Annotated in this window: 11 protein-coding genes; 5 read left to right on the forward strand and 6 right to left on the reverse strand. The window is 63.6% G+C overall.

The genetic code is table 11. The annotated features are described in order from the left end of the window. Positions 1 to 48: 48 nt before the first annotated feature. Positions 49 to 549 carry an isoprenylcysteine carboxylmethyltransferase family protein gene (locus QGV54_RS08275; RefSeq protein WP_281017322.1) on the reverse strand — a complete coding sequence of 167 codons (501 nt, stop codon included), beginning with the start codon at positions 547 to 549 and terminating at the stop codon, positions 49 to 51. Continuing rightward, positions 549 to 1,625: a 3-oxoacyl-[acyl-carrier-protein] synthase III C-terminal domain-containing protein gene (locus QGV54_RS08280; protein WP_281017321.1), complete on the reverse strand. Its 1,077-nt coding sequence runs from the start codon at positions 1,623 to 1,625 to the stop codon at positions 549 to 551. The genes QGV54_RS08275 and QGV54_RS08280 overlap by 1 nt, the downstream gene beginning before the upstream one ends. Positions 1,626 to 1,933: 308 nt before the next feature. Here QGV54_RS08280 and QGV54_RS08285 point away from each other — a divergent pair, with 308 nt between their 5' ends. Continuing rightward, on the forward strand, positions 1,934 to 2,620 hold the full coding sequence (locus QGV54_RS08285; protein WP_281017320.1) for a DUF502 domain-containing protein: 687 nt from the start codon (positions 1,934 to 1,936) through the stop codon (positions 2,618 to 2,620). Here the strand turns inward: QGV54_RS08285 and recG are convergent. Further along, entirely contained in the window at positions 2,612 to 4,717 is a 2,106-nt protein-coding gene (gene recG, locus QGV54_RS08290) for an ATP-dependent DNA helicase RecG (protein ID WP_281020132.1), read from the reverse strand. The two genes, QGV54_RS08285 and recG, sit on opposite strands and share 9 nt — an antisense overlap. Before the next feature lie 138 nt (positions 4,718 to 4,855). Here recG and QGV54_RS08295 point away from each other — a divergent pair, with 138 nt between their 5' ends. Then, positions 4,856 to 5,137, forward strand: a complete 282-nt coding sequence (locus QGV54_RS08295) for a succinate dehydrogenase assembly factor 2 (RefSeq protein ID WP_281017318.1) — start codon at positions 4,856 to 4,858, stop codon at positions 5,135 to 5,137. Continuing rightward, positions 5,134 to 8,625 (forward strand): transcription-repair coupling factor, encoded by a 3,492-nt coding sequence (gene mfd, locus QGV54_RS08300; protein ID WP_281017317.1) that lies wholly within the window; start codon positions 5,134 to 5,136, stop codon positions 8,623 to 8,625. Before QGV54_RS08295 ends, mfd begins: the two co-directional genes overlap by 4 nt. 17 nt (positions 8,626 to 8,642) lie before the next feature. Here the strand turns inward: mfd and QGV54_RS08305 are convergent, their stop codons facing one another. Continuing rightward, entirely contained in the window at positions 8,643 to 9,302 is a 660-nt protein-coding gene (locus QGV54_RS08305; RefSeq protein ID WP_281017316.1) for a DsbA family oxidoreductase, read from the reverse strand. A gap of 72 nt (positions 9,303 to 9,374) precedes the next feature. Here QGV54_RS08305 and QGV54_RS08310 point away from each other — a divergent pair, with 72 nt between their 5' ends. Further along, the gene (locus QGV54_RS08310) at positions 9,375 to 10,136 is read left to right on the forward strand and encodes an SDR family NAD(P)-dependent oxidoreductase (protein WP_281017315.1); all 762 of its coding nucleotides are present in this window, start codon (positions 9,375 to 9,377) and stop codon (positions 10,134 to 10,136) included. 17 nt (positions 10,137 to 10,153) lie between these two features. Here QGV54_RS08310 and QGV54_RS08315 read toward each other — a convergent pair whose 3' ends face one another. Together QGV54_RS08315 and msrB are read right to left on the reverse strand one after the other, a co-directional pair. Next, positions 10,154 to 10,564: a response regulator gene (locus tag QGV54_RS08315; protein WP_281017313.1), complete on the reverse strand. Its 411-nt coding sequence runs from the start codon at positions 10,562 to 10,564 to the stop codon at positions 10,154 to 10,156. A gap of 222 nt (positions 10,565 to 10,786) precedes the next feature. Continuing rightward, complete coding sequence (msrB, locus tag QGV54_RS08320) at positions 10,787 to 11,245, reverse strand: peptide-methionine (R)-S-oxide reductase MsrB (RefSeq protein ID WP_281017312.1); 459 nt, start codon at positions 11,243 to 11,245, stop codon at positions 10,787 to 10,789. Between the two features lie 164 nt (positions 11,246 to 11,409). On the opposite strand from msrB, the gene gmd reads away from it, so the two are divergent. After that, positions 11,410 to 12,507, forward strand: coding sequence for a GDP-mannose 4,6-dehydratase (gene gmd, locus QGV54_RS08325; protein WP_281017311.1), 1,098 nt, complete (start codon positions 11,410 to 11,412; stop codon positions 12,505 to 12,507). The last annotated feature ends 1 nt before the right edge of the window (position 12,508 follow it).

Raw genomic sequence — 12,508 nt, forward strand, 5'->3', positions numbered from 1 at the left:
ATCTGAACGTTTGTTCATGAAAATAAATTTAACACGATACTTGGAGTCTTAGCCAGAACGCCGTGGTGACAGTGCCTCTTCTTCGGCACGTATGCGCCAGGTGAGCAAGGCCAGGTTCAGGATACTGAAGACGACGGCGACTTCCCAAAGACCGATCATCAGCGGAACGACCGCGATCTCTCCGATCACGACCATATAGTTGGGATGCCGGACGAACCGGAACGGCCCGCGCTTCACCAGTGGCGCGTCGGGAACCGTGATGATCCGGGTTGTCCAGTAGCGGCCCAGGCTTGCGATGACCCAGACCCGACCGAGTTGCAGTGCGACGAAAACGATGAACAGTGGCGCATTGATCGTCGCGTCGGCGGGTGTGAACACGGCCAGCGCCACAAGCCACCCGCCGTGCAGGACAACGAAAAGCGGATAGTGGCGGCTGCCATGCTCCTGCGCACCAGCCGCCAGCAGGCGGGCCGTGTTGCGCCGCGCCAGCGCAAGCTCCGCCAGCCGCTGCACCACCAGGAAGGCAAGAACCAGATGAAACAGGTTCATCAGAGATCGACAGTCATGAAGCCGGCGGTGAACCCCGGACCGAGTGTGGAGAGCAGGGCACGTCCCTTCAGCCTGTCGCGCTGGGCAGCCGCAATGACGAACATGACCGTTGCGGCGGACATGTTGCCGAAGTTGCGCAGGGTCTCGCGGGAGTGCTTCAGGCCGCCGTTGTCCAGGCCGAATATGTCCTCAAGCGCATCCAGCACCTTGGCGCCGCCAGGATGGCACAGGAAGTGGTCGATATCGGTCAGGGCAAGTGACTCACGTTCCAGGAACCCGTGCAGTGCCTGGTTCATCTTGCTGCGGACATGGGTCGGGATGTCCCGCGAGAAGATGACCGACAATCCATCGTCGGTGACGTCCCAGCCCATGATGTCGAGGGAATCCTCCCAGGTGTGCTCCTGACTGGCCAGAATCTCGGCACCATCGATGTCGGAGCCGACGACCGCGCCCGCGGCACCGTCGCCAAACAGCGCTGTCGCGACCACGTTGCTCTTCGAGAAGTCACGGCTGCGGAAGGTCAGGCCGCAGAGTTCGACAACGAGATAGAGGTAGTTGGCGCCCGGACGGCTGCGCGCCATCTGCGCCGCGCGGGCCAGACCGACCACACCGCCGGCGCAGCCAAGCCCGAAGATCGGCAGGCGTTCCAGATCACGCCGCAGCTTCAGCCGCTCCATGACCAGTGCATCCAGGCTCGGCGTCGCGATGCCGGAGGTCGAGACGGTGATGATCCCGTCGATCTCGTCCAGTCCGAGTCCGGCCTGGTCCACGGCGCGCAACGCCACATCCGCCAGCAGGTCGACAGAGGTCTCGATATACTGGCGATTGCGGGAACCGAACCCGTGGACTTCCTGGTACCACTCGATGGGCACGCTGGAATAGCGCGTCTCGATCTCCGCGTTCTCGTAGACGGGCTTCAGCCTCTCGAAGACCGGCAGATTGTCGCCGAAGAGTTCGCCCGCGCGTCGCGCGACCTCGGACTGCTTCAGGACGTGAGGCGGATTTGCGGTCGCGATGCCACCAAAGGCGGCACGACCGACAGTGCCGGCTCGTTTGCGTTCGGGCAGAACTAGCATGACAGGTGGCTCCCGTAGCTGGAACAAAGGATCTTGCCGGGCAGAGGCAGGATACGACTGTTCGACCGCTTTCGCCAATGCACAGGGGGACCAGACACCGGTCACGCATTGGTGTTTCGACAGCACCAGTGACCCAACGCACATGTCGCATTGCGAGATTGCGGTGCAGCAATCCCTTGAAATCTGCAGGGCAGGTGACATTCTTTAACGTTCGGATCGCCGCTGACGGCGTGCTATGTCAGGGCCATGGAGTACACTGCCAGATGAACCCGACCCCGAAATCCGTCCGATCGCCGTTCATGGCGCGGATGCGTACGTATTTCCTGACCGGTGTCATCGTCGCCGCGCCGATTTCGATCACGATCTATGTCACCTGGTCGATCATCGAATGGTTCGATGAGCAGTTCCTGCCACTTGTTCCCGATCTGCCGCCACATATTGCCGAACGGCTGAAACTGCCATTCGACCTGCCGTTCGAGATTCCGGGCCTTGGTCTGGTCGTGGCTCTGGTGGGCCTGACGGTCATCGGATTCCTGACCGCGAACCTGCTTGGTCGCTCGGTGGTGAAGCTGGGTGAGCGGCTGGTGGACCGGATGCCGATCGTGCGTGGCATCTACAATGTCCTGAAGCAGCTCTTCGAGACCGTCCTGACCGATTCCAGCAAGGCGTTCCAGCACGCGGCGCTGGTCGAATACCCGCGCCGCGGTCTCTACACCATCGGTTTCGTTGCCGGGGATACCAAGGGCGAGGTGCTGCGGCGGACGGAGCTTGATCTGGTCAGCGTCTATGTGCCGACCACGCCGAACCCGTCTTCCGGATTCATCCTGTTCATTCCGCGGGAGGATGTGCGGGTGCTGGACATGACGGTCGAACAGGCCATGAAGTATGTCGTTTCGGTCGGTGTCGTGGTGCCGCCGGACCTGAAGGCCCGGCCGTTGCCGACCAATGATCCGGCGTCGGTTGACGGCGATCCGGATGTGCGGCGTTCAGCCTGACTTGAGGTAGCGGATCGCGGCATCGCGTTCGAAGAGGTACAGCAGCGTCCGCAGGTCGGGACCGCGCTTGCCCTGGAGTTCGGGATCATTGTTGACGATCAGCCGCGCATCATCATGGGCGGCGGCCAGAAGATCCTGATCCCGTTCCACCCGCGCCAGCTTCATCGGCGGCAGACCGCTCTGTCGCGTGCCCAGCAGGTCACCGCCACCGCGCAGACGGAAATCCTCCTCCGCGATCAGGAATCCGTCATCCGTGTCCCGCAGCACCTCCAGCCGCTTTCTGGCGGTTTCACCCAGCGGCGGGCGGTAGAGCAGCAGGCAGTGGCCCGGCCTGTCACCACGACCGACCCTGCCGCGCAACTGGTGCAACTGGGCCAGGCCGAAGCGCTCCGCATCCTCGATCACGATCACCGTCGCTTCCGGCACGTCGACACCGACCTCGACGACCGTCGTCGCGACAAGCAGGCTTGTCTTCCCGTCCGCAAAGGCCACCAGTGCGGCGTCCTTTTCCTCCGGTTTCAGTCGACCGTGCACCAGTCCGACCCGGTCGCCGAACTGTTGCTGCAGTTCCCTGAAGCGGGCTTCCGCCGCCGCGGCCTCGCTTTCGCTCTCGTCATCCACCAGCGGGCAGATCCAGTAGGCCCGCTCCCCCCGACCCATCAGCCCGCGCAGACGCTCCACGACTGCGCCTGCGCGGTCGGTCGGCAGGACACGGGTATCCACAGGCTTCCGGCCCGGCGGACGCTCATCCAGGCGGGAGACATCCATGTCGCCATAGGCCGTCATCGCCAGGGTGCGGGGAATCGGTGTCGCGGTCATGACCAGCACATCACTGGTCCTGCGTGCCTTGGCGGAGAGCAGCATCCGCTGATGGACACCGAAGCGGTGCTGTTCGTCGATGATCGCGAGGCCAAGGTCGCGGAACCTGATCGCATCCTGAAACAGGGCATGGGTGCCAACCACCAGGTCGATCTCTCCCGCATCCAGACGCTGCAGGATCGCCGTCCGCGCCTTGCCCTTGTCCCGCCCGGTCAGTGCCTCCACCCGCAGGCCGATCGCCGCGCCCATCTCCGTCAGGGTCCGGGCATGCTGGCGCGCGAGCACTTCGGTGGGAACCATCAGCGCGACCTGTGATCCCGCCTCCACCACTGCCGTGGCGACCAGCAGGGCGACGGCGGTCTTGCCACTGCCCACGTCGCCCTGCAGCAGGCGCAGCATGCGGGTCGGGGCCTGCAGGTCCTTAATGATCTCCGCGATGACACGGTCCTGCGCGCCGGTGAGCGGCCAGGGGAGGGCCGCGCGCAACTGCGTCATGCGGCCGTCGGGGTGCACGGCCAGGCCGCGCCCGCCCTGCCGGCGCATCCGCTGGCGCACCAGCGCCAGTGCAAGCTGGTTCGCCAGCAGTTCGTCATAGGCGAGCCTGCGCCGGGCGAGAAGGTCCGGATCACCGTCCGTATCGGCCCCCACCGGTGCAGCGGCGCCGTCGGAATGAACCGTCCGCAGTGCCGATTGCCAGTCGGGAAAGCGGTTCTTCGCCCGGAATGCCGCGTCCTGCCATTCGCTGATCTCCGGTGCCCGCTCCACTGCCTGAACCACGGCATTGCGCAGGGACTTCGGCGCCAGTCCGGCGGTGAGGGGATAGACCGGCTCGCGCAACGGCACATCCTCCCCCTTGTCGGGGTCGGCCACATGTTCCGGATGCACCATCTGGAACTGGTCGCCATAGCGTTCCAGCTTGCCGCTGACGATCCGGCGCTCACCGGGCGGGAACTGCCGTTCCAGCCAGTCGCGGCGCGGGCGGAAGAAGGTCAGGCCGATCACGCCGGTCTCGTCACCGGCGAAGATCCTGTAGGGCTGCCTGTCGGTGCGTCCCGGCTGATGCTCCAGGATGTTGAGGGTCAGGGTTACCGTCTCGCCGGGCAACGCGTCCTCCACATTCGGGCGCAGGCTGCGGTCGATGTGGCTGTGCGGCAGCAGCCAGAGCAGGTCGAGGATGCGCGTGACCTCCAGCTTCTCCAGCAATGCCGCCACACGCGGTCCCACGCCCTTCAGGGTGTTGACCGGCGCAAACAGGGGAAAGAGGACTTCGGGGCGCATCGGCGGATCATCCTGACATGGACCCTCTGACGCAAGCCGCACGGCTTTCCCGGCATCGGGTTTCGTACTATATCGGTTCATCAACCCATGAAATCTGCACCGGCCATTCTCGCGCCCGGTACCGAAGGAGCCGTCACCATGTCCGAACAGGAAGACAGACTGGCCGTGCGGCGCAAGAAGCTGCTCTATCGCTCGCAGTACACCGGGACGAAGGAAACCGACATCCTGCTGACCCGGTTCGCGGAGCGGAACCTGCCGACTTTCGGTGAGCGGCAAATGGACCTCTACGAGCAGATGCTGGAGGCCGGCGATCCGGAGATCCTGGCCTGGGTGATGGGGCGGAAGCCTGTCCCGCCGGAGTATGACAATGACGTCACCCGGATGCTGATGCAGTTCAAGTTCTACCAGTCAGCCAGTTGAAGCCACTGATCGACATCCTGTCGGCGCCTGGCAGGATCACCGTCCAGAATGCGCCAGAGGGGCTGGAAGCACGCCTGCTTGTCACCCTCGCCACCGGTGCGCGTCAGGGCGTGGTCCACATCGCGCGCGATGACCAGCGCATGGCCGCGACGGCGGAGATGCTGGAGTTCTTTGCGCCCGGTCTTCAGGTTCTGACCCTCCCGGCCTGGGACTGCCTGCCGTATGACCGTTCCTCCCCCAACCGGCAGGTTGTGGCAGCGCGGATGCGGACGCTGGGTCTGCTGGCGGAGGGCGGGCTGGCCGGCCGTGTGCTGCTGACCACCGTCAATGCGGTGACCCAGCGTGTTCCGGCCAGGGCCACGGTGATGGACGGACGCTTCGTGGCGGCGATCGGCGACAGGATCGACGAGGCCGCGCTGACGACCTTTCTGGTCGGGCAGGGGTATTCGCGCACGGGCACGGTGATGGAGCCGGGGGAGTACGCCATCCGCGGTGGCCTGATCGACATCTTCCCCCCCAATGATTCCTATCCCGTCCGCCTGGACCTGTTCGGGCAGGAGCTGGAAAGCATCCGCCTGTTCGATTCGATGACCCAGCGCACCCTGGAAAAGATCGGGCGTTTCGAACTGACACCGGTTGGTGAACTGGTCCTGGAGCCGCCGACAGTGAACCTGTTTCGTGCCCGCTACCGGGAGCTGTTCGGGATCAGGGCCGAAAGTGACTCGCTCTACGAGGCGGTGTCGGAGTCGAGAGCCCATCCGGGGATGGAACACTGGTTGCCGATCTTTCACCGGAAGCTGGAGACCGTCTTCGACTACGTGGGGGATGCCCCCATCGTGCTGGACCATCTGGCCGATGACGCGACGGATTCGCGGTTCCAGGCAATCGACGACTACTACGAGACACGGCAGGAGGCGCTGAAGGCAAACGCGGGCGCATCCGGTGTTGCCGGGGCGATCTATCGTCCGCTGGCACCGGACATGCTTTACCTCTCCCGCAATGAATGGGCCGAGGCGCTCGGCGGGCACCCCGTTGCGGCGCTGACGCCCTTCACCGTCAGCGAGAACCCCGGTGAGGCCTTCGATCTGGGCGGTCGGCGGGGGCGTGACTTCGCGCCGGAGCGGGCGACCCCGGGCACCAATGTCTACGAGGCTCTGATCGCGCACCTGAAACAGGTGATCGCCGACGGGCATCGCGCGGTGATGGCGAGCTATTCGGACGGCGCGCGTCAGCGCCTGTCGGGCATGTTGCGCGACGGCGGAATCGCGGCGTTGAGCGACGTCGCGGACATGACGGAGGCCGAGAAGCTGCCCGCCGGCACCGTGGGGCTGACGGTCCTGCCGCTGGAGACCGGGTTCGAGAGCAGGGACCTGATCCTGATCTCCGAACAGGACGTGCTGGGGGACCGTCTGGTGCGGTCGCGCAAGCGTTCCGCCAGGCGCTCCGACAATTTCATCGCCACGGCGACCGAACTGCAGCTTGGCGACCTGGTCGTGCATGTCGATCACGGCATCGGCCGCTACGAGGGGCTGCAGGCGCTCGACGTCATGGGCGCGCCGCATGATTGCCTGCTGCTGGTCTACCAGGGGGGCGACAAGCTCTACCTGCCGGTGGAGAACATCGAGCTGCTCTCGCGTTTCGGGTCCTCCGAGGGCGAGACCGTGCTTGATCGCCTGGGCGGCAAGAACTGGCAGGCCCGCAAGGCAAAGCTGAAGCAGCGCCTGAAGGACATGGCCGAAGCCCTGATCCGCATCGCCGCCGGTCGCGAACTGGCGACCGGACAGGTGATGGAGGCCCCTGCAGGCGCGTTTAACGAATTCTGTGACCGTTTTCCCTATCAGGAGACGGATGACCAGGCGAAGACGATCAATGATGTACTGGGCGACCTGGCCTCGGGCCGCCCCATGGACCGGCTCGTCTGCGGTGACGTGGGCTTCGGCAAGACAGAGATTGCACTGCGCAGCGCCTTTGTCGCCGCCATGGACGGGATGCAGGTCGCGATCGTCGCGCCGACGACGCTGCTGGCCCGGCAGCATTACGAGACCTTCACGGCACGGTTCCGGGGTTTCCCGGTGCGGGTGGAGCAACTGTCCCGCCTGGTGACCGGCAAGGCCGCCACGGCGGTGAAGGACGGGCTGAAGTCCGGCACCACGGACATTGTCGTCGGCACCCATGCCCTGCTGAGCAAGAGCATCGACTTCAAGCGACTGGGCCTGCTGATCGTCGACGAGGAGCAGCATTTCGGCGTGAAGCACAAGGAGCGGCTGAAGGAACTGAAGGCCGACGTGCATGTGCTGACGCTGACCGCGACACCGATACCGCGCACGCTGCAGCTCGCGCTGACCGGCATCCGTGATCTTTCCATCATCGCCACACCGCCGGTGGACCGCCTGGCCGTCCGCACCTTCGTGCTGCCGTTCGACGAGATCGTGGCGCGGGAGGCACTGCTGCGGGAACACTATCGCGGTGGCCAGAGCTTCTTCGTGGTGCCGCGCGTCAGTGACCTGAAGGAAGTCTCCGACTTCCTGAAGAACCATGTGCCGGAGGTGAAGTTCGCGGTCGCGCACGGCCAGATGCCCGCACGTGAACTGGAAGACGTCATGCACGCCTATTACGAAGGCGCATTCGACGTGCTGATCTCCACCAACATCGTGGAATCCGGTCTGGATGTTCCGTCCGCCAACACGATGATCGTCTATCGCTCCGACATGTTCGGTCTGGCGCAGCTCTACCAGTTGCGCGGACGCATCGGCCGCTCCAAGGTCCGTGCCTATGCCTATCTGACCGTACCGGCATCGAAACGCCTGACGGACAGCGCCGACAAGCGGCTGCGTGTCCTGCAGACCCTCGATCAGCTGGGTGCAGGGTTCACCCTGGCCAGCCATGACCTGGACATTCGCGGTGCCGGCAACCTGCTGGGTGAGGAGCAGTCGGGCCAGATCAAGGAAGTCGGTGTCGAACTCTACCAGGCCATGCTGGAGGAAGCGGTGGCGGAGGCCCGGGGGGCCACCGATGCCGATGACCGGAACTGGTCACCGTCGATCAATCTCGGCGCACCGGTACTGATTCCGGAATATTACGTCCACGATCTTTCCGCGCGGCTCGACCTATACCGCCGCCTGGCCCATGTGCCGGACGAGACTGGCATCGAGGAGATCGCGGCGGAGATGATCGACCGGTTCGGGCCACTTCCCGGTGAAGTGGACAACCTGTTCGACGTGGTGGCGATCAAGGGCCTGTGCCGTACGGCGCACATCGACAAGCTGGATGCGGGACCGAAGGGCGCGACCGTGCATTTCCGCGACAATTCCTTCCCCGATCCTGCCGGGCTGGTCCGTTTCATCTCGGGGCAGTCAGGCACGGCGAAGCTGCGCCCGGACCACACCATGGTCTTCCTGCGCGACTGGGAAGAGGTTCCGGTTCGGGTCAAGGGTGTCCGGCAACTGGTGCGCGGCCTCGCCCGCATAGCGGAGAAAGCAGCAGCCTGACCGACGAAGAGGCGACCTCAGTCCGCGTCGGTCATTTCCGGTGCGGGCACGGTTTCATTGAGTGCCAGATCGAAGACCTTGTGGAAGACCGGCACATCCTGCGCGCCGGACACCGCATACTTGCGGTCGATGATGAAGCAGGGAACACCGTTGATGCCCATGGATCGGGCCATCGCATCTTCCTGACGCACCAGATCCAGATCGGTGTCGTTGCGCAGACGATCCCCGGTCACCTTGGGGTCCATGCCGTTCTCCACCGCGATACGGGTCAGCACATCGGCATCACCGATGTCCGCACCCTGGGTGAAATAGGCGATGAACAGGGCCTCGACGATACGATCCTGCAAGCCTTCCTGGGTTGCCCAGCGGATCAGGCGGTGCGAATCCAGGGTCGAGGGTGTGCGCTTGATCAGGTCGAAACGGAACGGGATGCCCAGTTCTGCCCCCGCCGCCCGGATGGTCTCGTAGATGCGTGCCGCCCTGTCGGCCCCGCCGAACTTCGCTGACAGATAGGCGTCACGCGACATTCCGGCCCGCGGCATCTCCGGGTTGAGCTGGAACGGCCGCCAGCCGATCTCCGGCTGGACGTCGGATCTGTTCTGCATGGCAGCTTCCAGCTTGCGCTTGCCTATGAAGCACCACGGACAGATGGTATCTGAAACAATATCAATCAGCATGGGACCAAGAGTAGGTCACCACCGAGCGCAGGGCCACTCAAATGATGGTGGTCCGGAGGAGAGATTTTGACGATGGACAAGGAACTGACTGGCCAGGTGGCTTTCGTGACCGGTGCGAGCTCCGGACTTGGCGCGCACTTCGCGCGGTTGCTCGCGGCGCAGGGGGCCAGGGTCGGCATTGCCGCGCGTCGGCGCGAACGGCTGGAGGATCTGGTGGCAGAGATCCAGGCAGCCGGCGGCAGCGCCTTTGCGGTCTCCCTGGATGTAACGGATATTGCCTCCATCGACCCTGCCATCGACCAGGTGGAGCAGGCGCTCGGACCTGTCGATATCCTGATCAACAACTCCGGCGTGACGGTGCCCAATGCGCTGCACCGGATCTCCGAGGGTGAATATGATCAGGTTCTGGACACGAACCTGAAAGGTGCGTTCTTCGTCGCGCAGTCCGTCGCAAAGCGGCTGATGGCACGAAAGGCGGGCGGCCGGATCGTCAATATCTCGTCCACACTGGCGCACCGGGTGATCGGACAGCTTTCCATCTACTGCATGTCCAAGATCGCCATGGACCAGATGACGAAGGCCATGGCGCTGGAATGGGGCAAGTACGACATCAACACGAACTCACTCTGCCCAGGCTACATCGAGACGGAGATGAATGCCGATTACTGGGAGACGGAGGCGGGCAAGGCTTTCCTGAGCCGTTTCCCGCGCCCGCGCGTCGGCGAGCCGTCGGACCTTGACGGGATGCTGCTGGTGCTGGCCGGACCCAGTGGGCGGTTCGTCAACGGTTCGGTCGTGAGTGTCGACGACGGATTTGCGGTGGGCTTCAAGTAGGCGGAAGGCAGAAGGGGTCAGGAGCCGACGGCGGCCTGATCCCTCTCGCTGCGTGACCGCTGCAGGATGGCCGTCAGGTTCTCGACCAGCGGCGTGCGCTGGATCGGCTTGGTCAGATAGCCGTCCATGCCGGCAGCGGTGCACTGCAGGCGCATGCCTGGTACATCGTGTGCTGTCCAGGCGACGATGGGTATCCGTCCAATGCGGCCGCCCAAACGCCTGATCTGCCGCGTGGCTTCCAGCCCGTCGATCTCCGGCATCGCGATGTCCATCAGGATGATGTCGATGTCATTCTCGGCCAGTTTGCGCAGTCCTGCAGCACCGCCGTTGGCTTCAACCACAACGTGTCCTTCACGCTCCAGGAAGACGCGCGCGACTTTCCTGTTGGCGTCACTGTCATCAACGATCAGAACACGCATGGCCTGCATCGACCGAACTCCAGCCCGTTTTACGTGCAGCAACCCATAATTCCGCCGATGCCGAATGCGTTTCATTTGGCAAATTGGGAAAGGAACGCCCCACGACATCCTGTCTGCACCCGATGAAGCAAGCGCGATGCCAAGACCATCACATTCTGTTCGAAATTGCTCAATTGCTAGCAAATGCCGAAATTCATTCCACGCATTGCGCGTGTGGCCGACCGTTCGGGGTCAATCCTCCTGCGCATCGATGGCTGCGAGCTCGAGGTATTCTCCGTATCCTTCCGCTTCCATGTCCGCGCGCGGAATGAAACGCATCGAGGCGGAATTGATGCAATAGCGGATGCCGGTAGGCGGCGGCCCGTCGGGGAAGACATGCCCAAGATGCGAGTCACCGTGACGGGACCGCACTTCGATGCGAACCATGCCGTGACTGACGTCACGTTTCTCCACGATGTTGTCCGGTTCCAGCGGACTGAAGAAACTCGGCCAGCCGCAAGCTGAATCGAACTTCTGGGATGCGGCAAACAGCGGCTCTCCACTGACCACATCCACATAGATCCCTGCTTCCTTGTGGTCCCAGAACCGGTTGCGGAACGGCGGCTCCGTGTGGTCCTGCTGGGTCACGGCATATTGTTCCGGTGTCAGGCTCTGAATGGCCGCTTCGCTCTTCTCGTAGATTCTGCTCATGCCTGCGCTCCTGTGCCGATTGAAAAGATCATGGGTAGAAGATAGGGAATAGCCCACGCGTATCGAGTCGGGAATTTCGGTGCGTTGCGTGGGACCACGTCAGCGCGGATCCTTCGCGGGATGAGCGTGGATTCTGTGGCGTGACGAGAAGGGTAACTGGCGCGATGAAACCTGAGGGATCAGCAAGAACGGCCCTGGTCACTGGCGTGACTGGCCAGGATGGTGCCTATCTGACTGAATTGCTGTTGTCGAAGGGCTATGTCGTCCATGGCATCAAGCGCCGCTCGTCGTCATTCAATACGGGGCGGCTGGAACACCTGTACCAGGACCCGCACGCCGATGACGTGCAGTTGCACCTGCACTATGGCGACCTGACGGATTCCACCAACCTGCTGCGGATCGTGCAGCAGGTCCAGCCTGACGAGATCTACAATCTTGCGGCACAGAGCCATGTGCAGGTCAGTTTCGAAACCCCTGAATATACAGCCAATTCCGACGCGATCGGGACGTTGCGGTTGCTTGAGGCGATCCGGATCCTGGGGCTGGAGAAGACCGTCCGTTTCTATCAGGCCTCCACGTCCGAACTCTATGGCAAGGTGCAGGAGACGCCGCAGCGTGAAACCACACCCTTCTGGCCACGCAGCCCCTATGCCGCCGCCAAGCTCTATGCCTACTGGATCACCGTGAACTACCGGGAGGCCTATGGCATGCATGCTTCCAACGGTATCCTGTTCAATCACGAGAGCCCGCTGCGCGGTGAGACCTTCGTGACGCGAAAGATCACCCGCTCTGTCGCAGCGATCCAGCTTGGTCTTCAGGACAAGCTGTATCTCGGCAATCTGGATGCCAAGCGCGACTGGGGCCATGCGAAGGACTTCGTCGAGGGCATGTGGCTGATGCTGCAGCAGGACCAGCCGGACGACTATGTGCTGGCGACCGGTGAAACCCATTCCGTGCGCGAATTCGTCGAGGCCGCGTTCGCGGAGGTCGACCGCAGCATCGTCTGGTCCGGCAGCGGTGTGGAAGAGCAGGGCAGGGACGCCGCGACCGGTGAGGTGCTGATCGAAGTCGACCCGCGCTATTTCCGCCCGACCGAGGTCGAGCTGCTGCTGGGGGACCCGACCAAGGCACGCGAACGGCTGGGCTGGTCGCACAAGACCGGTTTCAGTGACCTGGTCGCGCAGATGGTGCGGGCGGATCTGATTGCCGTGAAGCGTGAGCACGAGTTCAACAGCGCCATGCACAAGGCCCGTGAGAACTGAA

It is taken from the genome of Minwuia sp. IMCC3060 (assembly GCF_029909435.1).
Taxonomy (GTDB): Bacteria; Pseudomonadota; Alphaproteobacteria; order Minwuiales; family Minwuiaceae; genus Minwuia.